General features: G+C 69.4%; 16 protein-coding genes and 1 tRNA gene. 4 read left to right on the plus strand and 13 right to left on the minus strand.

The genetic code is table 11. The features are described from left to right. Positions 1 to 8: 8 nt before the first annotated feature. Positions 9 to 1,013, minus strand: a complete 1,005-nt coding sequence (locus tag ABXJ56_RS03815; protein ID WP_353998393.1) for a LacI family DNA-binding transcriptional regulator — start codon at positions 1,011 to 1,013, stop codon at positions 9 to 11. A 187-nt stretch (positions 1,014 to 1,200) separates the two neighbouring features. On the opposite strand from ABXJ56_RS03815, the gene ABXJ56_RS03820 reads away from it, so the two are divergent. After that, positions 1,201 to 2,136 (plus strand): dihydrodipicolinate synthase family protein, encoded by a 936-nt coding sequence (locus ABXJ56_RS03820; RefSeq protein ID WP_353998394.1) that lies wholly within the window; start codon positions 1,201 to 1,203, stop codon positions 2,134 to 2,136. Between the two features lie 111 nt (positions 2,137 to 2,247). After that, on the plus strand, positions 2,248 to 3,561 hold the full coding sequence (locus ABXJ56_RS03825; RefSeq protein WP_353998395.1) for an Nramp family divalent metal transporter: 1,314 nt from the start codon (positions 2,248 to 2,250) through the stop codon (positions 3,559 to 3,561). A gap of 53 nt (positions 3,562 to 3,614) precedes the next feature. Here ABXJ56_RS03825 and ABXJ56_RS03830 read toward each other — a convergent pair whose 3' ends face one another. Next, positions 3,615 to 5,531, minus strand: coding sequence for a beta-L-arabinofuranosidase domain-containing protein (locus ABXJ56_RS03830; protein ID WP_353998396.1), 1,917 nt, complete (start codon positions 5,529 to 5,531; stop codon positions 3,615 to 3,617). A 36-nt stretch (positions 5,532 to 5,567) separates the two neighbouring features. Continuing rightward, positions 5,568 to 7,712: an MMPL family transporter gene (locus ABXJ56_RS03835; protein WP_353998397.1), complete on the minus strand. Its 2,145-nt coding sequence runs from the start codon at positions 7,710 to 7,712 to the stop codon at positions 5,568 to 5,570. 123 nt (positions 7,713 to 7,835) lie between these two features. On the opposite strand from ABXJ56_RS03835, the gene ABXJ56_RS03840 reads away from it, so the two are divergent. Continuing rightward, positions 7,836 to 8,330, plus strand: coding sequence for a MarR family winged helix-turn-helix transcriptional regulator (locus tag ABXJ56_RS03840; protein WP_353998398.1), 495 nt, complete (start codon positions 7,836 to 7,838; stop codon positions 8,328 to 8,330). A gap of 78 nt (positions 8,331 to 8,408) precedes the next feature. On the opposite strand, the gene ABXJ56_RS03845 is transcribed toward ABXJ56_RS03840, so the two are convergent. Together ABXJ56_RS03845 and ABXJ56_RS03850 are read right to left on the minus strand one after the other, a co-directional pair. Further along, positions 8,409 to 8,481, minus strand: a tRNA-Arg gene (locus tag ABXJ56_RS03845). Positions 8,482 to 8,552: 71 nt separating this feature from the next. Then, positions 8,553 to 9,131, minus strand: a complete 579-nt coding sequence (locus tag ABXJ56_RS03850) for an asparagine synthase (RefSeq protein ID WP_353998399.1) — start codon at positions 9,129 to 9,131, stop codon at positions 8,553 to 8,555. A 173-nt stretch (positions 9,132 to 9,304) separates the two neighbouring features. On the opposite strand from ABXJ56_RS03850, the gene ABXJ56_RS03855 reads away from it, so the two are divergent. After that, positions 9,305 to 9,511, plus strand: a complete 207-nt coding sequence (locus ABXJ56_RS03855; RefSeq protein WP_353998400.1) for a hypothetical protein — start codon at positions 9,305 to 9,307, stop codon at positions 9,509 to 9,511. Positions 9,512 to 9,818: 307 nt separating this feature from the next. On the opposite strand, the gene ABXJ56_RS03860 is transcribed toward ABXJ56_RS03855, so the two are convergent. The 8 genes from ABXJ56_RS03860 to ABXJ56_RS03895 form a co-directional block, all read right to left on the minus strand. Beyond that, on the minus strand, positions 9,819 to 10,760 hold the full coding sequence (locus ABXJ56_RS03860; protein ID WP_353998401.1) for an aldose 1-epimerase family protein: 942 nt from the start codon (positions 10,758 to 10,760) through the stop codon (positions 9,819 to 9,821). A 110-nt stretch (positions 10,761 to 10,870) separates the two neighbouring features. Continuing rightward, the gene (locus ABXJ56_RS03865) at positions 10,871 to 13,843 is read right to left on the minus strand and encodes an immunoglobulin-like domain-containing protein (protein ID WP_353998402.1); all 2,973 of its coding nucleotides are present in this window, start codon (positions 13,841 to 13,843) and stop codon (positions 10,871 to 10,873) included. 72 nt (positions 13,844 to 13,915) lie between these two features. Beyond that, entirely contained in the window at positions 13,916 to 15,427 is a 1,512-nt protein-coding gene (araA, locus tag ABXJ56_RS03870; protein WP_353998403.1) for an L-arabinose isomerase, read from the minus strand. A 36-nt stretch (positions 15,428 to 15,463) separates the two neighbouring features. Next, positions 15,464 to 17,062 carry a xylulokinase gene (locus tag ABXJ56_RS03875; RefSeq protein WP_353998404.1) on the minus strand — a complete coding sequence of 533 codons (1,599 nt, stop codon included), beginning with the start codon at positions 17,060 to 17,062 and terminating at the stop codon, positions 15,464 to 15,466. After that, on the minus strand, positions 17,059 to 17,793 hold the full coding sequence (locus ABXJ56_RS03880; protein WP_353998405.1) for an L-ribulose-5-phosphate 4-epimerase: 735 nt from the start codon (positions 17,791 to 17,793) through the stop codon (positions 17,059 to 17,061). The genes ABXJ56_RS03875 and ABXJ56_RS03880 overlap by 4 nt, the downstream gene beginning before the upstream one ends. Before the next feature lie 38 nt (positions 17,794 to 17,831). Then, complete coding sequence (locus tag ABXJ56_RS03885; protein WP_353998406.1) at positions 17,832 to 18,875, minus strand: ABC transporter permease; 1,044 nt, start codon at positions 18,873 to 18,875, stop codon at positions 17,832 to 17,834. Further along, complete coding sequence (locus ABXJ56_RS03890) at positions 18,872 to 19,909, minus strand: ABC transporter permease (RefSeq protein WP_353998407.1); 1,038 nt, start codon at positions 19,907 to 19,909, stop codon at positions 18,872 to 18,874. Before ABXJ56_RS03890 ends, ABXJ56_RS03885 begins: the two co-directional genes overlap by 4 nt. A 1-nt stretch (position 19,910) precedes the next feature. Continuing rightward, positions 19,911 to 21,482, minus strand: a complete 1,572-nt coding sequence (locus tag ABXJ56_RS03895; protein WP_353998408.1) for a sugar ABC transporter ATP-binding protein — start codon at positions 21,480 to 21,482, stop codon at positions 19,911 to 19,913. Between the last annotated feature and the right edge of the window lie 74 nt (positions 21,483 to 21,556).

Here is a 21,556-nt window from a genome sequence, read left to right on the forward strand (position 1 = left end):
GCGGCGCGTCACTCCCGTGGAACGCGGTCGAGGACCGGTCCCGTCGACGCGCGCGGAATGAGGGTGGGGAGCGCGCGACGCATCGTCCCCGGCACGGCGTCGCGGTCGCGCAGGAGATCGAGGGCGGTCGTCGCGATCTGCTCGAACGGAGTCGCGACCGACGTCAGCGGCGTCGGCAGCTGTGCCGCGAGCGGGATGTCGTTGTATCCCACGAGTGATACGTCCCGTCCGGGGGTGAGACCCAGATTCCGGGCGGACGCGATCACGCCGATGGCGAGGTTGTCGTTCGCGGCGAACACGGCGGTCGGCGCATCGTCGGCGGCGAGAAGCCTGTGTCCCGCCGCGGCGCCGGCCTCCACCCCGTAGCCGGTGTGGACGGCGTGGTGCGACGGGAGGGAGACACCCGCCTCGGCGAGCGCGCGCTGCGCACCTCGAAGACGGTCGCGGCCGCTCGAGGTGAAGTCGGGACCGGTGAGGACCGCGATGCGACGATGCCCGAGATCCAGCAGATGTCGGGCCGCCAGGTAGCCACCGGTCTCATCATCGCCCAGCGATGACGGGCTCACATCGTCGGTACGCAGCATCAGCACATGCGGAATCGTCCGGGCCCGGAGCGATGCCGGGAGGGCGTCGTCGATGCGGGCGGTGGCGAGGATCAGACCGTCGACATTGCGGTCGAGGAGGATCTCGGTGGCTCGACGCTCCTCATCGGGATCATCCCCGCACGTGGCCACCACCGCGAAGGAGCCGTGCCGGCGTGCACTCCGCTCGACAGCCTCGAAGGCGAGCGCCATCACCGCGTCGGTGAGCCTGGGCACCAGCACCCCGATCGTCGAGGTCGCACCGCGCCGGAGACTGGCCGCGGAGACGTTGCGGCGGTAGCCGAGTTCGTCTGCGGCGGCGCGGACCCGGCGGGCGGTGTCGGACTGCGAGGTCCCGAGCCGCTCGTCCAGCACCCGACTCGCGGTGGAGATGCTGACCCCCGCGTTCCGCGCGACGTCCTTCAACGTCACGATCCGACGGTCGCTCTGCTCAGGCTCCATGGTCCCCTCTCCCTCCCGGAGTGTAGTCCGCGACGGAGGCTCGATGCAGAACGTTCCTGCAATCGATCCCTTGACAGGCCGCTGTCGGCGTTCTACTCTGCAAACGTTCCTGCAATCGTTCCTACGATGGCATCCCGACACTCAAAGGAGAATCGCCGTGGTCCTGGATCTACGTGGCCTCAACCCCGCCCCTGTCACTCCCTTCACCGAGAACGGCGAGGTCGACTTCGCCGCCATCCAGCGCCTCGGCAGCTGGCTCGGGTCCATCGAGGGAGTGAAGAGCCTCGTCGTCCTCGGCCACGCCGGGGAGGGAACCTTCCTCACGGAGAAGGAACAGCAGGACGTCATCCGCGCTTTCCGCGACTCCGTCGAGGATCGCCTGCCGATCATCGCCGGCATCACGAAGGAGGGAAACATCACCGCTGCGCTGGAGGCCAAGGACGCAGCCGACGCCGGCGCGAAGGGCGCCCTGGTCTACCCGTCCCACGGCTGGCTGCGTTTCGGCTTCCAACAGGGGGCGCCGCAGACCCGCTACCGCGCCATCTGGGAGGAGTCCGGACTCGAGGAGATCCTGTTCCAGTACCCGGACAACACCAAGGCCTCGTACGACCTCGACACACAGCTGGAGATTGCGGGCCAGGAGGGGGTGAACCACACCAAGAACGGCGTGCGGAACATGCGCCGGTGGTACACCGAGATCCCTGCCCTGCGCGCGGCCTACCCCGACCTCCAGGTCCTGTCGTGTCACGACGAGTATCTCCTCCCGACGATGTTCGATGTCGACGGCCTCCTGGTCGGATACGGGAACATCGCCCCCGAGCTCCTCGTCGACCTCATCGAGGCAGGCAAAGCACGCGACTACGCGCGTGCGCACGACATCCACACCCGCCTTCTTCCCGTGACGAAGGCCGTGTACCACCGCGGTTCGCACATGGAAGGCACCGTCGCCCTCAAGTGGGGACTGGTCAATCGCGGCATCCTGGACCACGCGACCGTGCGGGAGCCGCTCCTGCCGCTGCCGGACGGCGCGTCGGGCGAGATCGCCGCGGCGTTCCGCGCCGCCGAGCTCGGTGCCGTCGCCGTCCCGGCCTGATCCCCCGCGGGGGAGACCGCTCCGGTCTCCCCCGCTCCCTTCCGGCACAGCGCCGGTCTCATGAGTCAACGACGACGGCGGCACCGCCGCACTCCGACGAAGGAGTCATCCATGATCGACCGCACCACCTCACCTCGACACACCTCCAGCACACCCGGGACTGGCTACGGACGCATCCCCACTGCCACGATGAAGACCATCGTGGAAACCCACCGGACCCGCCGGAGCTTCTGGCGACAGCTCGCCCTGATCGGCCCGGCGTTCGTCGCCGGCGCCTGGCAGTTCGGCCCGGGAAACCTCACCACCGCCGTCCAGGCGGGCAGCGGCTACCAGTACGCGCTCGTCTGGGTCATCGTCGTCTCGACGATCCTGATGATCTTCCTCACCGACATGAGCGTCCGTCTCGGCATCCGCTCCCCCGTGTCTCTCATCACCGCCATCAAGAACCACCTCGGTGGATGGGTGGGCGTTCTCGCGGGCGTGGGCGTGTTCCTCATCACCCTCTGCTTCTCGGTCGGCAACGCCGTCGGTTCCGGTCTCGGACTGTCGATGCTGGTCGGCGGCAGCCCGATCATGTGGACTGTCATCTGCAGCGTCGCCGTCGCCGGGATCCTCTTCGCCCGGAACGTCTACCGCTTCATCGAGAAGCTGCTCGTCGTCATGGTGGCCCTGATGGCGATCGCCTTCGTCGCGAGCGCCTTCATCGCCAACCCGGACTGGGTCGCAGCCGGGGAAGGCCTCCTTCCGCAGATCCCGGATGGCGCGTGGCTGCTCATCATCGCCCTGGTCGGCACGAACTTCTCGGTGAACGCCGCGTTCTACACCTCCTACGGAACCCGCGAGCGAGGGCGCACCGCGGCCGACTATCGCGACGTCACCGTGGTCGACACGATCCCCGGGATCGTCGCCCCGGGAGTCATGACCGCCCTCGTCATCGTCGTGGCGGCCGCTGTCCTCGGCGAAACGGGCGAACAGGCGACGACCATCGTCCAGCTGGCGAGCATCTTCGAGCCGCTGGCCGGGCCCGTCGGCTCGACGCTTTTCGCCCTGGGCTTCTTCGGTGCCGCATTCTCCTCGATGATCGCCAACGCCACCGCGGGAGGCACGATGCTCTCGGACGGCATCGGGCGCGGCTCGTCGTCGAGCTCCCGCTCCGCACGTCTGATCAGCGGCGCGATCCTCGCCTTCGGCGTCGTGATCACGCTGATCTTCCAGTCGTCGCCGATCCAGCTCATCGTCATCGCGCAGGCCTTGACGATCTTCGTGGCCCCGGTCCTCGCGCTCCTCATCATCGTGATGGCCAACAATCGCGGGCTCATGGGTGATCTGCGGAATCGGTGGTGGCAGAACCTCGCCGGTGCCATCGGCCTGATCGCCGTCCTCGGCCTCTCCGTCCGACTCCTGATCACCTTCATCGCGGGCTGATCGTCTGCGCTGCCGCCCGCCCGCCGCGCCCGCGGCCGGCGGGCGGCGGCGCGTCAATCCCGGATGACGGGGAAGACCGTCCGGCGCAGCGTCGTGGCGCCGATGGGCACGAGGTCGATGCGCTGATCCTCGGCGCCGGTTGTGCCCTTCGCCCGCGGTGAGGGATCCATCACGTCGACGCGGACGACCACGCCCGGAGCGGCGTGATCGCGTCGGCCCGGCGCACGGACCACACGGGCGTCACGGACGTTCGACGCGCGGAGAACCGGACCGCGGCGCGACGGGTCCTCCACCGAGGTCACGTCCACATCCACCAGAGCGCTTCCCGCATAGGTGCGCGTCGGCGTATCCCGGTGAGGGATCTCCTGCGCGAAGACGAGCGGACCGGCGGCCACCGCTGCGCGACCGTCACGGGTCTCCACGAGTCGGACGCGATGCGGCATGCGCAGGCGCACCCGCACGCTCCTCGCCCACCGCCCGCTGATGCGGAGGTACGCGCCCACGCGGACGAGGTGGACATCGGCGTCTCCGTCGACCTCGACGTCGGGGTCTGTGCACCATCCCGGCACCCGGAGCTCGACGACGAGCGGCCCCGGCTCCGCCTCGACGAGGAGACCGACCTCCTCCTCGAACGGGAAATCGGTGATCTGCGTCAGCCGCACCTCGCCGCGCGGGCCAGGGACTCCTACGGAGAGCGGGCCGTAGAGATCCACCCGCACCCCGTCCGGGACGGGGATGACGGCACGGCGCGCGACGACCTCGATCATCCGACCGGCGTTGGGCGCGCAGCACACCGCGGCATCGTCGTGGGTGGGCGAGTAGTCCCAGCGGGTACCTTGCGCGCGAGACGCGGCGTCCTGATTCTCGGCATGGAGGTATGCCACGGCGGTGCCGTCCTGGCGGATTCCGGCGGGATGCGCGTTGAGGAAGATCGCTTCGACGCGATCGAGCCACGCGGGGTCGCCGGTCGCGTCCGCGGCGACCACCGCGGTCGCAGCGAGCTCGGTGAGTGCGCACATCTCCTCGCCCGCCTCCGCGAGGTGGACCGGATCCCGTCCCGGGGCGCCGAGGGTCTCGTCGGAGCGCAGGCCCCCCGAGGCGCCGAGCGCGGGAGCGAGCTTGCGGGCACTGCGGTCGAAGAGTTCCCGCCACGGGCCCGCGTCCGCGGTGTCACCGTGCATGACCGCGATCAGCAGGGGCACCCGGGCGTGCTCGGCGACGTGCGCGCCGTGGCCGGAGAAGGGTTCGTCCGATTCGAGCCGCGCGCGCTGGTGGTCCGCGAAGACCGCGTCGAGATCGCCGCGCGAGTACGCCTCGTACACTGCGGCGGCCAGGGTGCGGTAGCGCGCCTCACCGGAGCGCACGAACGCGTCCGCGAGCAGATCGACGACCATGAGGTCGTGTCCGGTCCCGCGGACGCGCGCGAACGCCGAGCCGTCGGCGATCTGCCGCTCGAGCTGTCGCGCGATCGCCGCGACCGCCCGGTCGATCGCCCCGTGGACCTCGACGTCCCCGGTCGCATCGGCCCAGGTGCGCAGCGCCCGCAGGAGGCAGGTCCGCGTCCAGAGATCGCCGGCGACGAAACCGCCCGCCGCTCGCTCATCCTTCGCGAACATCCCGAGGTAGCCGTCATCGTCTTGGGACCCGACGATCCGCCGCACCCGGTCCGCGGCAGCGTGCCGCTCGGCCTCCGTGCCGACGAGCAGGACATGGGCGAGCCACGCGGACAGCCAGTTGCCCTCGCTCTCCCCGTTCCACCAGGCCACCTGCTCCGCGTTGACCGCCTCAGCGCCGCGTCCGAGCCGTCCGGAGACGAACACGTCCCCGCCCACTTCCGGCGCCAGTCGAGGGAGCTGACCCACGTATCCGTCGAGGGCTGCGCGTGCACCGGCGCGCATCCAGCCCCCGAGTTCCACGGACGACAGCGGGACGCGCGGCAGCGGGCGCGGGGTGGGGAACACATCCGCCATGGTGGCAGACTCCTCCTCCCCGCGCCCGACGCGCGCTCAGACCGCGGCGGTCTCCTCCCGGCGCCGCGTCACGCCGTCTTCGTCGTCGACCTCCAGCACGGTGAAGGCGTCGATTCCGGCCTCGGCGGCAGCGGCATCCGTCACCTCGGGGCGACGCGGCCACCAGAACTTGTCGCCCGTACGGAACGCCAGCGCGGGCACGATCACCGTCCGCACGAGGAGGGTGTCGATGAGGACGCCGATGCACACGATGATCCCGATCTGGGTGAGGGTGATCAGCGGCAGCACGCCCAGCACGGCGAAGACGGCCGCCAGCAGGATGCCGGCGCTCGTGATGACGGCACCGGTGGCGGCGAGCGCGCGGATCATGCCCTGGGTGGTCCCGCGCACGCGCGCCTCCTCCTGCGCGCGGGTGACGAGGAAGATGCTGTAGTCCACGCCGAGCGCCACCAGGAACAGGAAGCTGAACAGCAGAACGTTGGTGTCGATCGCCGGGAACCCGAACAGCGGTGTCTGGAACAGCCACCAGCTCGCACCGACGGCCGAGAAGAAGCTCGCGACGACGGCCAGGAGCAGGAGGATCGGCGCCACGAACCCGCGGAGGAGGATCACCAGCACGATGAACACCAGCACTAGGATCAGCGGAATCACGAGGGCCTGGTCGCGGGCCTGAGCATCTGCGACATCGAGGGCGCGCGCGTCGAGACCGCCGACGAGACCCTCGCCGGATCCGACGTCATCGAGGGCTGCTCGCATCCGCTCCACCGTCGCCAGCGCTTCCTCGGTCTCCGCCGCCGACGAGAGGGTGACATCGATGCGCGCGATGTCGTCGTTCTGCTCGCCGACCGTGGCGGTGTCGACCCCCTCGAGGTCGGCGAGGACCGCGGCGGCCTCCTCGGCCTCATCGACGGGGACGACCACGACCGAGGGCGAGGTGGAGCCGGCCGAGAACGCCTCGGCGAGCACCTCCTGACCGACCACCGCCTCGGGCTTCTGCAGGAACCGGTCGTTCTGCGACAGACCCGTCTGCACGAAGAAGACACCGCTGGCGAGGATGCCGAGCAGGACGAACCCGCTCGTGGCGACGACCACGGGGCGGCGGGCGACCGCACGGCCGAGCTTGCCCCACGGGCTCCGCGAGAGCGCATCCGCGGAACCGTGACGCGGGATGTAGGGCCAGAAGATCCAGCGCCCGAACAGGACGAGCGCTGCCGGCAGGACGAAGAGCGCGAAGATCATCGCCACCACGATGCCGACCGCGCAGGCGAGCCCGAGCGCCCGGTTCCCCGACAGTTCGCCGAACAGGAGCGTCGCGAGCGCGAGCGCGACCGTCGAACCGCTGGCGATGATCGCCGGCCCCGCGCCGCGGAGCGCCTTCCGCATCGCCGCGCGACGATCGACGTATCGTCGCAGCTCATCGCGATAGCGGGCGATGAGCAGCAGCGCATAGTTCGTTCCGGCACCGAAGACGAGAACCGACAGGATGCCGGTGGTGGAGGCATCCAGCTGGATGCCGACCGCCGCCGCGACGCGCGCCGCGACGATGCCCGCCAGGACATCCGAGACACCGACCACGATCAGCGGCACGATCCACAGGGTGGGACTCCGGTAGGTGACGAGCAGGAGGATGGCGACGACGATGACGGTCGTGAGGATCAGGGTGAAGTCGGCACCCTCGAACACGGCGGCGATGTCGACCTCGAAGCCCTCGGCACCGGTGAAGTAGACGGTCGCCCCCTCCAGGTCCGCCGACGCCGCCGCGCGGATCTCGGCGGCGCGCTCGGTCTGCTCTTCGACGTTGGTCAGGGGCGCCAGGGGCACGACGACGAGCGCGACGGTGCCGTCGTCCGAGACCTGCGCGGGCGGCACGAACCCGTCGGGGGTGAACTCGGCGAGATCCCCCATGGAGTTCTGGGTGATCTGCGCCAGCTGCTCGTCGGTCAGCGCGTCCCCGCCACCGGAGAACACCAGGAGCGCGGAGGTGGTGTCGGCGCTCGGCAGTTCGTCCAGCAGCGCGTCGACCTGCTGCGACTCGGCCGAGTCGGGGAGGCCGACGGGCGGGGCCGTGTCTCCGTCCGAGCCCGAGCCGAGAGCGAAGATCGCTCCCGCGGCGGCGACGGCGAGCACCAGGACGATCCACGATGTTCGAGCGGAGGTGATGAAGCGGAGCAGAGCGGCCATGACGACTCCTCGGGAGCGATGAAGGGCGGGGTGCGGGAACAGGCGACGAACTGATCAGATCACAAAGTAGTTAGATTGCCTAGATACTAGCCGAGCGATGGTACTTACGGGTACGCTTTCTCCATGGACGCCCCCACTCCCCCCGCGGGCGCAGCCGCGGGCATGATGCCGCGTCGTCCGACCGTGCTCCTGCGGGAGCTCATCCAGACCTCCGCCGACTTCGAGGCGGCGTTCGGGGAGAAGCTCTCCGTCAACGCCACGGATCTCGACGCGATGGAGCATCTCCTCCAGGAGGGGCCGCTCGGGCCCAGCGAGCTCGCCCGTCGACTGGGCATCACGACGGCGGCGATGACCACCGCTGTCGACCGCCTCGTCGACCTCGGACACGTCACCCGGGAGCCGCACCCCTCCGACCGTCGCGCCGTCCGGGTCGTGCCGACGGATTCGTCGCGCGCCAAGGCCATGTCGATCCTGATGCCGATGGTGCGCGGGCTGGATGCCGAGCTCGACCACTTCGACGAGGACGAGCAGCGGATCATCACCGAATACCTGGAGCGGATCCTCACCGCGTACCGCGAACACACCCCCGAGCCGACGCGCGGCCGCCGCATCCGCTGAGCGACGCCCCGGCCGCAGCGACAAGAAAGAAGCCCCGCCGGCGGACCGGCGGGGCTTTCTCACTGTCTCAACACAGTGTGCGCCCGAAGGGACTCGAACCCCTAACCTTCTGATCCGTAGTCAGATGCTCTATCCATTGAGCTACGGGCGCATGACCCGCGCTCTCCCGCGGGCCAGCGACCAGAATACATGACCGCCGACGCACTCGCGAATCGGCACGGGTCACTCGGGCGCGTCGTCTGCGGCGTCCGCGGCAGCCGCGTTCGCGTGACGACGGTGAGCCGCGAGACGGGGCAGATCCACCAGGCGGAGAGACTGCATCCGCGCCGCGCGCATCCGGGCGTAGTCGGGGTCGAGGTCGGGCCGCATGCCCTCGACCGTGAGGCGCCGCTGCAGGTTCGCCTCGACGTCCCCCCACGCGGCATCCCGGGCGCCCTGGACGAGCTCGCGCACCTCCGCGGCGTCCTCGGCCCGTCGACGGAGCTCCTTGGCCACGCCGACGTACTGGCGACGCCGCTTACGCAGGTTGCGGGTATCGCGGTCGCGGTAGTCGTGCGTGCCGTCCGGGTCGCTGAATCGACCCCACGCCTTCTTCGCCTGCCTGCGCGCCAGATCCCCCGCCGCCTGCTGCTCGTCCGCGAGAGCGATCAGCGTGTCGCGCGCGAACGGGGCAAAGGAATCGGGATCGAACGGCGCCCCGTGAGCGATGGTCTCGACGAGGATGTGGTTGCGCACGGTCAGGCGGGCGGCCGCCGTGGCGATGGCGACGCCTTCCGCGATCGCGTCCGCTGTCTTGCCCATGCGAGCTCGCGCCTCCTCCGTCTACAGAAGGCTATCCGAGAGCCGGGGCCCGCGGCTTTCCGGGTGAGGCGTGCGTATCAACTCGATGAGATCGGTGCAACCCCCCGGAATCCGCATTCCGCGGGGTTAGCGTCGAAGACACAATCCTTCGAGAGGAGCCGTCCATGGGATTCATGGAAGACGCCAAGAAGACGGCCGAAGCCGTCGGCGAGAAGATCACGGACGAGTGGGACAAGACCACGGAGCGCCTCAGCGACAAGGCCGACGAGAAGAAGGCCGACGCCGAAGTGAGAAAGGCTGAAGCGGAAGTCGACAAGGCCGAAGCAGAGCGGGACTCGGTGCAGATGCGCAACGAGATCCGTGAAGAACTCCGCGACTGACCGCGCGGAACAGTCGCGGTCCTGCCGCGACGACCCAATCGGGGGGCCTCGGAGAATACTCCGGGGCCTTCTATGTTTCTCCCATCCGATTCGCCGAGGGCGCCGAACAGAATGAGAGCCGGTCTCTCCTCCCCGCCTGGGGTGAGGTCACGGGGCGCGGCTCAGCCGCCTGGGGTGCGGCAACGCTCGGGCCCGCTCATCGGCGGAGGAGCAGGGGACGGCGAAGCATCGTCTGGGGAGGATGTCTCGCCGACGCTCTTCCGCGGAGCGGGCCCGGGTCGTTCCCCCCGACTCCCGCGCGTGGATGTCAGACGATGGCGGCGATGGTCCACGATGCCGACGCCTCGGCGCCGGGCTCGATCACGATGAGACCCGCGTCGAAGTCGTAGCGATCGGCGTTGAAAGCGTCCGGCGCGCACGTCATCGGCTCGACGGCGAGGCCGAGCCGGGAATCCTTCGGGAGCGGCTTGTCGGCCGTGTGGATCTGCACCCACGGGCACGCGGCATCCCAGCTCATCTGGACGCCTCGGCCATCGGCGGCCGTGAGGCGCACGACCGCCGTCTCGTCCCGGTCACGCGTCAACGCCGTGTACGCGTGGTCGATCTCCACCGCGCCGATGGTGCGCGGGCGACGGAAGTCGAACCGGTCCGGGTCCGTCTCGACGCCCTCGAGCGTCGTGGGGATGAGCCGCTCCTCCGTCACCGCCAGCACGCGGTCGGCGGGAAGCTCGAGCGTCCAGTCGTCCACCCGACCCTCGCCCGCTACCAGGTAGGGGTGAGGTCCGGTCCCCCACGGTGCGGCCTCGTCGCTGTCGTTGCGGGCCGTCACCGTCTGGGTGAGCCCCTCCGGGCCGAGCACGAACGTCGTGGTCACGATGATCCGCCACGGGTATCCGGTCTGCGCGGGGATGACCTGGCTCAGGGTGACGTGATCGGAGCCCTTGTCGATCGCCTCGTAGTCGAGCCACGCGGCGAGCCCGTGGAGGGCGTGGGCGCGCGCGGGCTCGGTGAGCGCGAGCCGGCGCTCCTCGCCGCCGAAGGTGTACGCCCCGTCGACGACGCGGTTCGGCCACGGCGCCAGCGTCGCACCTCGGTAGGAGGGACGCACCTCGTCCGCGTCGAAGGGCACGACCAGGTCGCGCCCGGCGAGGGTCAGCGAGCGGAGCGTCGCACCGACGCTCGAGATGATCGCCTCGTAGTCGCCGGAGCGGAGGGAGTGCTGGATGCCGGACAGGGGCGTACGGGCCATGAGTGGATGATCCTCGGTTCGCGGGAAGGGGGATGGGGGTATGACATCTCAGTATCACGGCAGACGGCGGGGGCCGACGGATGCACCGCCGACCCCCACCGCGCTCCGCATCAGCTGCAGCTGCGGGCTGCCAGTGTCACCTCCGTCTGGACGGAGCGTCCGTCGGCGGTCGAGGCCGAGACCTCGATGACGCCGGCGGGGTACGCCGTCAGGCGGGAGGAGAAGCTGATCGACGCCTTCTTGCCGGGCGCGACCACCAGGGTCTTCGAGCCGTATCGGCTCTCGACCACGACCGTGGCCGCGGCATCCGCGTCGTTCGAGATGGTCACGGCCTCCAACACCTTGCCGAGCAGGCATCGCGTGGTGGCGGTGGCCGTCACGGCGAGACCGGCGATCTCGACCTCGTCCGAGACCGAGGTCGCAACCAGTCCGTCGCGGTAGCCGTCGTAGGTCGCCGTGACGGCGTTCACACCGGCCGGGGCGGTCGCCGTTGCAGCTCCGTCGACGAGCGCGACGGTCTCCGACCAGTCGCCCCCGGCGAAGGTCACAGTGCCGGCGACGTCTCCGTCGTCCTCCGCCGTGACGGATGCCGAGAGCTCACGGCCATCCGCCTCGAGCGACGTGGTCGAGGCGACCGCCTCGACGGCGCTCCAGCTGTTCACGGCGTCCAGGACCTGGCCCGACACGTTCACGAACGAGCCGTGACGCGGGCTGGCGGGCAGGCCGCCGCGCTGGCGTACGACCCATGAGCTCCGCTGCGAGAGTCGGTCGGTCTGCGAGCTCGAGGCGATCTCGTCGCCCGTCGTCACGAACGCCCGGTAGCCGCCGTCGCCGTAGTTGTCCACGAGGAACACGTAGCCGTCGCCGGTGTTGTTCGGGTCGCCTTCGTTGAGCTTGATGACCTGGGGGCCTTCGCCCACCTGATTGGTCTCCAGCGTCGTCATCCGGGTGTCCGTGAGCTGCCACGTCTGCGACGGGTCAGCCGACCAGTTCGACCGCGTGGTGGGGGCGGTGAGCACCCGCGACTTCTCGAGGAAGATGTCCTTGCCCGCCTCGAGACCGTCGGCTGCTCCGCCCTCTTCGTTCTTGGTGAAGCGGTAGTAGAAGTCGTCGATCTTGATGACGGTCGAGTCGATGCGCGCGTACCCGGTGTCCTGCCAGCTCTGCGGCGGGTAGGTGAAGGTGCGGAAGTCGCGCGTCAGCACGTAGAACATCCGTGCGTACAGGTTGTCGCTGTTGCTCTTGCTGGCATCGGAATACAGACGAGACGCGAAGAACAGCACGTACGACTGCAGCTCGTCATCCCAGTAGGCTTCCGGCGCCCACGTCATGCCCGCGGCAGGCTGGTTCACGGTGATGCCGGAGTTCTCGCCGTTCGTGCGCTCCCATTCGACCAGGTCGGTCGACTCCCAGATGTGCACCTTGAGGCTGCCGTTGGACTGCGCAGGGCCCCACCCGGTGCCGCACCCGATGCAGAGATCGGTGGCGATCATGTAGTACTTGTCGCCCTCTGCGGAGCGGAGGATGTACGGGTCGCGGAGACCGGTGGTGTCGGCGGTGTTCTCCACCGTGGGCTGTCCGCCGTTGACCGGAGCGAAGCTGAAGAAGTCGTTTCCGGACGTTGCGGCCTGATAGATCCGCTCGTCGGAGTCCGACTTGAAGTACGCCGCGACGTACCCCTCGTCCGGCGCCGTGCGGGCCTTCTCCGCAACGTCCAGCGTGAAGCTGCGCTGCGCGGTCTGACCGTTGAGCGTCGCCGTCGCAGTGAGCGTGACCTCCCGGTCGCCCTCGCCGTATGCCGGACGCGTGACGACACCGCCGCCCTCGAAGGGGTCGGCGGCACCCACGGAGGGCGCGACGTAGGCGGGATCCGTGGCGGTGACCAGCGCGGGGTCGGACGACTCCCACGTGATGTCGGCGCCGTTGACGGCGCCCTTCACCGCGAGGGGCAGGTTCTCCGTGGTCCGTTCCGCGAGCACGATGGCGTCGAGGTCGGCGCCGACGGTCGGCGCGATGACGGTCGCGTCGAAGGTCAGGGTCGACCCGAGCGAGGTCGTGGCGGTGAGCGCGACCGGGGTGTTCTCGGTGATCGCCCGCGACACCACACCGGTCGTCGAGATCACGGCGGGGTTCGAGGACGCCCAGGTGAGGCTGACGCCGTTCACGCTGGCGCCGAGGGTGAGGTTGGACGTGACGCTGTCGAGCGATTCGTTGGCCCCGAGCATGTTGGCGAGCACCTCGCCGCGCAGGAGCGCGGCGGTGGCGGCGGTCTTCTCCTCGGCCGTCGGCATGCTCGCCGCGACCTCGCCGGCGCTCAGCGCCACATCCCAGAACTTCATGTCGGAGACGTCGGCGCGCAGCAGCGAGTCGCCCTGGTAGAGCGAACGACCGATGTATCCGAGCGTGTTGCCCGCCGGGATGATCGAGCTCATCGCGCGGTTGTGCGTGAGGGTCGAGATCACCGAACCGTCGCGGTAGAGGGTGAGCGTGTTGCCCGACCCGACCATGGTCAGCGTGGTGAAGCCGGCGTTGAGCCCACCCCCTGCGGGCATGCGGCTCTCGCCGTTGTTCCCGTCGGTCTTCACGCGGATCGCCGCGAGCACCTGGTTCGTGTAGCCGCCCTGCGACGAGCGGGGGCTGAGGAAGATGTGGTTGCCGAGCTGCGTGGTGTTCCACGGGCCGACGCCGTCGCCGATGACCCATCCGAAGTGGTTCGCCGCCGTCTGCGTCGCCACGGTGAACTCGACGGTGAAGTCGTTGTCGGTCCCCGTCACGAGACCCTTGGGCAGGGCGGCGTAGCCGTCGGCGCGGAAGCGCAGCACGTCGTCGCCTCCGGCATCCGCGAAGGATGCCGAGGTGAGTCCTGTCAGCGTCGCGTGACGGGCGTTGCCGGACACGTCGAGCAGCTGCGAACCGCTGTGCGACATGTCGTAGTGCGCCGTGGGCGCCGGCAGCTCGGCGGCCGTCGCAACCGCCGGGGCCAGGCCCACGCCGGTCAGCGCCATGACGCCGGCCACGGTGCCGGCGAGCCCGCGTCGGAACGCGGAGCGCCGCCGCTGCGGCTGGATGGTGGATCGTCTCATCAGTGAGACCTTCCTCTCTTCTTCGGGTGGGGGGCCACGCTCGCGGGGCGAGCGCTCATACACCTCTCGCGCTCAGAAACCCTGCGCGAGTCGGTAGTACGCCTGGTTCCAGCGCACTTCGTGCTGGAACCGACGCAACGTGGTGTCCTCGTCGATCACGAGGAGTTCGGTACCGGCCATGTCGGCGAAATCCCGGAAGACCTCGACACCCACGGCGGTCGTCATCACCGTGTGATGCGCGGCGCCGGCGGTGAGCCAGCATGCCGCGGAGGTGGCGAAGTCGGGGGCGGGCCGCCACACCGCGCGGCCGACCGGGAGGTTCGGCAGGTCAGGAGCGGAGATGTTCTCCACGACGTTGGCGACCAGTCGGAACCGGTCGCGCATGTCGCTCATCGCCACCACGAGCGCGGGGCCGGGGTCGGCGGTGAACACCAGACGCACCGGGTCGTCCTTGCCGCCGATGCCGAGGGGATGGATCTCGAGCCGCGCCTTCTGCGACGACAGCGACGGCGACACCTCGAGCATGTGCGCACCGAGGATCTTTTCATCCCCCGGCACCAGGTCGTACGTGTAGTCCTCCATGAGGCTCGCTCCACCGGGGAGCCCTGCTCCCATGACGTTCGCGACGCGGACGAGGATCGCGGTCTTCCAGTCGCCCTCTGCGCCGAAGCCGTAGCCCTCCGCCATGAGGCGCTGGACGGCGAGACCCGGCAGCTGCGTCAGCGCACCGAGATCCTCGAAGGACGTCGTGAACGCACCGAACCCGCCCTCCTCGAGGAACGAGCGCAGACCGATCTCGATCGCCGCACCGTCGCGCAGAGACGCGTGACGCGCTCCGCCCGCGCGCAGCTCGTCCGCGACGTCGTAGAGCTCCTCGTACTCGGCCACGAGCGCGTCGATCTCGGATCCGGATGCCGCGGCGACGGCCTCCGCGAGCTCGTTCACACCCCACGTGTTGACCTGCACGCCCAGGCGCAGCTCGGCCTCGGTCTTGTCGCCCTCGGTGACGGCGACGTAGCGCATGTTGTCGCCGAAGCGCGCGAGCTTGAGCGTCCGTGCGGCTGTCCATCCGGCCGCCGCGCGCTGCCAGTCCTCCACCTGCTGACGCACGGCGGGGTTCGACACGTGACCCACGACGGTCTTGCGCGTGATGCCCAGACGCGTCTGGATGTACCCGAACTCGCGGTCGCCGTGGGCGGCCTGGTTGAGGTTCATGAAATCGAAATCGATCTCACCCCACGGCAGCTCGACGTTGGCCTGGGTGTGCAGGTGCAGCAGCGGCTTCCGGAGAGCATCCAGACCCGCGATCCACATCTTGGCGGGGCTGAAGGTGTGCATCCACGCGATCACACCGATCACGTCATCGCGACCGTTCACCTCGAGCGCGAGGCGACGGATGCTGTCGGCGTCCTTCAGGACGGGCTTCCACACCACCCGCACCGGCATCCCGGCCAGGCCCTCGGCCACGGCCTGCGACTGCTCGGCGACCTGGCGGAGCGTCTCCTCGCCGTAGAGGTTCTGGCTGCCGGTGACGAACCACACCTCGTAGCCGTCGAGGGAGGTGGTGAGCGGAGTGCGGGTCATGCGAGGTGTCCTTCGAGGTTGGGATGGAAAGCGAGGTCAGAGGGCCGCGACGGCTGCGGCTTCGACGGCGAGGCCCGCGCGGTACCGGGTCAGGTACGCCGCGAAACCGGGGACGTCTTCGGGGTCGGGCTCGAGCGTGTGGAACGTCGCGTCGGCGAACACGCGCTCGCGCAGGTAGGCGTCGAGACTCATGTCCGCGGGCGCCGAGAGGAACGCCGCGAGGACCGCGATGCCCCAGGCACCGCCCTCCGATGCGGTGTCGGCGACGACGACCGGCGCGTCGAGCGCCCCCGCGAGGAAACGCTGGGCGACACCGGCGGTGCGGAAGATGCCCCCGTGCGCGAACATGCGATCGAGCGCGACTCCCTCGTTCTCGAGCACCCGCATTCCGAGGGCGAGCGTGCCGAACGCACCGTACAGCTGGGCGCGCATGAAGTTGGCGAGCGTGAAGCGGCTGTCGGGTGTCCGCACCACCAGCGGGCGCCCCTCCGACAGCCCGGCGATCGGCTCGCCGGCGAGGTGGTTGTACGCCAAAATCCCCCCGGCATCCGGGTCGCCGTCGAGGGCTTCACGGAAGAGCACCTCGAACACCTCGTCGGGATCGAGGTCTCCCCCGCCGACGGTCGCGAAGCGGCCGAACAGACCCACCCACGCGGCGAGCTCGCTCGCCCCGTTGTTGCAGTGGACCATGGCCACTGGGTCGCCGACGGGCGTGGTGACGACGTCGAGCTCGGCGTGCGCGGTCGCGAGCGGCTTCTCGAGGACCACCATCGCGAAGATGCTCGTGCCCGCGCTGACGTTGCCCGTCCGGGGCGCCACCGAGCAGGTCGCGACCATTCCGGTCCCGGCATCCCCCTCCGGCGGGCAGAGCGGGACTCCCGGACGAAGGGTTCCGGAGACGTCCAGCAGCGCGGCGCCCTCGGGCGTGAGCGCGCCGGCATCCTGACCGGCCACCAGAACCTCGGGCAGCACATCGGCGATCCGGAGCCCGAAAGCGCGCTCGGATACGAGCCGGTCGAACTTCTTCATGAGGCCGCGGTCGTAGTCGCGACGCGCCGTGTCGATCGGGAACATGCCCGAGGCGTCGCCGATGCCGAGGGCGGAGCGGCCCGTCAGCCTCCAGTGCACGTAGCCGGCGAGGGTAGTGATGAGCCGGACGTCGGGAACGTGCGGCTCCTCGTCGAGGACCGCCTGGTAGAGGTGGGCGATCGACCAGCGGAGCGGGATGTTCACTCCGAACAGCTCCGTCAGCACGGACGCGGCACGGTCGGTGTTGGTGTTGCGCCACGTGCGGAACTCCGCCAGGAGCTCTCCGCGCTCGTCGAGGGCGAGATACCCGTGCATCATGGCCGAGACGCCGATGGCGGCGAGGCTCTCCAGCGGAACACCGTGCCGGCGGGCGACGTCGGCGACGAGGTCGGCGTACGCCCCCTGCACCCCCGCCCAGACGTCGGTGAGCGTGTAGGTCCACACCCGGTCGACGAAGCGGTTCTCCCAGGCGTGGGAACCGACCGCGAGGACCGTCGACGGGTCGTCGGCGAGGACGAGGCACGCCTTGATGCGCGTCGAGCCGAGCTCGATGCCGAGCACGGCTCGGCCGTCGCGGATCGCCGCAGCGGCGTCGTGCACGCTCATCGGCGCTCGTCCCCCGCCTGCCCGTAGACGTTCTGGTAGCGGTTGTAGAGGCTGTCGATCGCCTCCTGCGGGATCGGGATGAGGGGCCCCGCCTCCCGCGCGTAGTGGACCGTACGCGCGACGTCCTCGACCATCACGGCCGCCTTGACGGCATCCTTCGCCGAGACGCCGATCGTGAACGGTCCGTGGTTCTGCATGAGCACGGCGCGCGAGCGGTGGTCCCGGAGCGTCTCCACGATGCCGCGCCCGATGGAGTCGTCGCCGATGATCGCGAACGGGCCGATCGGGATCGGGCCGCCGAACTCGTCCGCCATCGCGGTGATGACGCACGGGATCTCCTCTCCCCGCGCCGCCCACGCCACCGCAAACGTCGAGTGGGTGTGCACCACGCCCCCGACATCCGGCATGTTCCGGTACACGTACGCGTGCGCCGCGGTGTCACTGGACGGGCTGCGCCCGCTCCCGGGCGTCCCGGGGACGACGGTGCCGTCGAGATCGCACAGGATCATGTTCTCCGGCGCCAGGTCGTCGTAGGAGACCCCGGACGGCTTGATCACGAACAGGTCCGCACTGCGATCGTCACCGATCCGCACGCGGCCGGACACGTTCCCGCCGGTCCACACGATCAGGTTGTAACGCACGAGTTCACCGTGGAGCGCCGCGACATCGGCGCGGACCGCATCGATCGATGCCTGGACCTCGGGGGCGAATCGGGGGGCTTCCACAGCCACGGATGTCTCCTTCGTTGCCTCGGGTGCGGGGGCGGCGCTCATCGTCGGCGACGCGCGGTGAGGACGCGCTGCAGGAGGACGAAGACGAGCAGGATGCCGCCGGTGATGATCGTCAGGTACTCGGGGCGGATCGTGCCGTCCTTCGTGATGATCATCCAGAGCGATGCGAGAACCAGGGAGCCCACGACCGAACCGAGCACGTAGCCGGCACCGCCGGTGAGGAGCGTGCCGCCGATGACGACCGCGGCGATGGCGTCGAGCTCCCACCCGATGCCGGTCACGTTCTGCGCCTTGCCGCCGACCTCGGCGGTGTAGACGACCGCCGCCAGGCCCGCGAGCGCACCGCTGAGGACGTAGATCCAGACGCGGGTGCGGGCCACGGGCAGACCCATCAGCTGCGCGGAGGATTCCGCGCCGCCGATGCCGTAGACCGTGCGCCCCATCCGCGTGCGGTGCAGGAAGACGTAGGCCCCGATGATCACGAGGATCGCGATGAAGAAGCCGGGGGTCAGGACGAGGTCGTTGACCTTCGGGCCGTCGATGATCTTGAAGTCGGTCGCCAGCAGCAGGATCGGCGCGTTCTCGGGGGCCTGGACCGGCACCGTCGACAGTATCGACGCGAGGCCCCGGGCGAGGAACATCATCGCCAGGGTGGCGATGAACGGCTGCACGTTGAAGTACTGGATCAGCACACCCGAGACGAGCCCGAACAGAGCCCCGAAGCCGATCATGAGGACGATGGACAGCCAGCCGTTGACCCCGATGTTCATCAGCATGACCCCGGCGACCGAGGTGAAGGCGACGACGGCGCCGACGGAGAGGTCGATGCCCCCGGAGAGGATGACGATCGTCATGCCGACGGCGAGGATGATCGTCGGCGCGAAGCTGACCAGCAGGCTCGACATCGTGCCGGCGTGGAAGACGCGGCCGTAGGCGATCTCGGCGTACACCAGCATCGCCACCAGGAGCACGACGGCTGCGAGGGTCGGGACGATGGACTGGCTGCGCCCCCACACGCGCTGGAGCGCGGTCTGGGCGGCGCTCTCGGCGCCGAGGGCGGGGGACGTGACGGGCGCGCTCACGCGACGACCTCCTTACGGGAGCGACGGCGTCCGATCTGGAGGACGTAGTTCCGCACGCGTTCGGATTGCAGCAGGACGAGCAGGACGATCACGATCGCTTTGAATGCGGGCGTCGCCGCGGCCGAGACCCCGAGGAACAGCACCGTCTTGTTCAGCGTCGCGATGAGGAGGGCGCCGATCGTCGACCCGAGGATGGAGAACTTGCCGCCGGCCAGCGAGGTGCCGCCGATCACGACCGCGAGGATCGCGTCGAGCTCCATCTGATAGCCGGTCCCCGAGACGTCGACCGTCATGACCTCCGACACGGTGAAGAGACCGCCGGTGGCCGCGAGCACCGCGGAGAGGATGTAGACGGTGATGAGAATGGGGCGCGGACGGATGCCGGCCAGGCGGCTGGCGGCCGGGTTCACCCCGATCGACTCGATCATGAGACCGAGAGCTGTCCGACGCATGATGAGCGACACCACCACGACGATCGCGATGGCCAGCACGAAGCTCGTCGGAAGACCCAGGATCTGCCCGTTGGAGATCTCTCGGAACGGCGCGTTGGTGGCGTTGGTGTTCTGGCCGCCGGTGATCACGCGGGCGATCCCCCGGGCTGCGAGCATCATCACGAGCGTGCTGATGAACGGCTGCAATCCCACGACCGCGACGAGCAGGCCGTTGATGACGCCGAGGAGCGCGCCGATCAGGAGCGCCACCGCGATCGCGATGAACATGGCCCCGAACGGGCTCTGCCCGTCCACGGCGCGCAGCGTCTCCATCGCCGCCGCTCCGCCGACCGCCATGATCGAGCCGACGGAGAGGTCGATGCCCTTCGTCGCGATCACGAAGGTCATGCCCAGCGCGATCATGATGATCGGCGCCGACACGCGGAGGATGTCGAGCAGGTTGCCGGCGAGGAGGCCCGTCGTGGAGTTGATGCCGATCGCGAGGTAGGTCGGGTCCTTCAGCGTGTTCAGGGTGAGGAGGAGCGCGATGCCCACCAGGCCCCAGAACCATGGGGTGCGGATGAGGGTCTTGACGAACGCCATGTCAGATCTCTCCTTCGGCGATCTTCTCGCCCTGATGCTCTGATCGCGCCGCGCTGTCGTCGGCGGCGATGATCGACACGATGCTCTCGGCGGTCACGTCGGGCCCGTTGACGACCTCGCCGACCTTCTCGTGGTCCTTCAGGATCACGATCCGCTCGGACAGGCGCACGACCTCTTCGAGCTCGGACGAGATGAAGACGACGCCCATGCCGCCCTCGGCGAGCTCGGCGACCGCTTCCTGGATGTCGGCCTTGGCTCCCACATCGATACCGCGGGTCGGCTCGTCCAGCAGGAGCAGCTCGGGCTCGGTCGCCAGCCAGCGGCCGAGGAGGACCTTCTGCTGGTTGCCGCCGGAGAGGAGACGAATCGGCCGGTCTGGGTCGTTGGGGCGCACGCTGAAGCGCTCCATGTAGGTCTTCACGAGCTGGTCGACCTCGCGCGCCGGCACGCGGCGGAGCCATCCGCGCTTCGCCTGGACGGCGAGCATGATGTTCTCGCGGACGCTGAGGTCGCCGATGATGCCGTCATCGCGGCGGTTCTCGGTCGAGTAGGCGATGTGCTGGGCGAGACCGGCGACGGGGGACGTGATGCCGGTCTTCTTGCCCTTGACGCGGACGGTGCCGGAGTCGGCACGGTCGGCGCCGAAGATGAGGCGGGCGAGCTCCGTGCGGCCCGCGCCGAGGAGGCCGGCGAACCCGACGACCTCGCCGCGGTGGATCTCGATGTCGGTGGGGGCGAGCGCTCCCTTGCGACCGAGGGCTTCGGCGGCGTAGACGGGGGTTTCGCTGCGGTCGCGCACGTCGACCTGGCGGTTGGAGCCGAGAGCTCGGAGGGCCTCGAAGTCCTTGCCGATCATCTTGGAGATCAGCGCGCTGCGGTCGAGGTCCCGCTTGAGGTACTCCCCGACGAACTGGCCGTTGCGCAGCACCGTGATGCGGTCGCTGATCGCGTACACCTGGTCGAGGAAGTGCGAGACGAAGAGGATCGCAACGCCCTGGTCGCGGAGGCGCCGCATGACGGTGAAGAGCACCTCGACCTCTGCGGCATCCAGACTCGAGGTCGGCTCGTCGAGGATGAGGACCTTCGAGTCGGTCACCATCGCACGGCTGATCGCCACGAGCTGCTGGAGCGCGATCGAGATCGATGAGAGGGGCGCGCGGGTGTCGAGGTGGCCCAGCCCCATGCGGGAGAGGGCGTCCTTCGCCTGGGCGTGGGTCTTGCGCCAGTTGATGCCGAGAGGTCCGCGGACCTCGTGCCCGAGCATCACGTTCTCACCGATGGTGAGATTGGTGCAAAGGTTGACCTCCTGGTACACCGTCGAGATCCCGGCGGCCTGAGCGGATGCCGTGCCCGTCAGGTGGCGCTTCTCTCCGAAGACGAGGATGTCGCCCGAGTCGATCTGGTAGACGCCGGTGAGCGCCTTGATGAGGGTCGACTTGCCCGCGCCGTTCTCACCCATGAGGGTGTGGACCTCGCCCGGGAGGAGCCGGAAGTTGACCTCGTCGAGTGCCTTGACGCCGGGGAACGTGATCGATGCGCCGCGGACTTCGACGATCGGGGGGGATTCGGTCATCTCTGACGAACTTCCTCGTGTTGTGCTGATTTCGGGTGTGATCCGACAGGAGCGGGGATCGCCTTGCGCGGCGA

This window comes from Microbacterium aurantiacum (assembly GCF_040532595.1).
GTDB lineage: Bacteria > Actinomycetota > Actinomycetes > Actinomycetales > Microbacteriaceae > Microbacterium > Microbacterium chocolatum_B.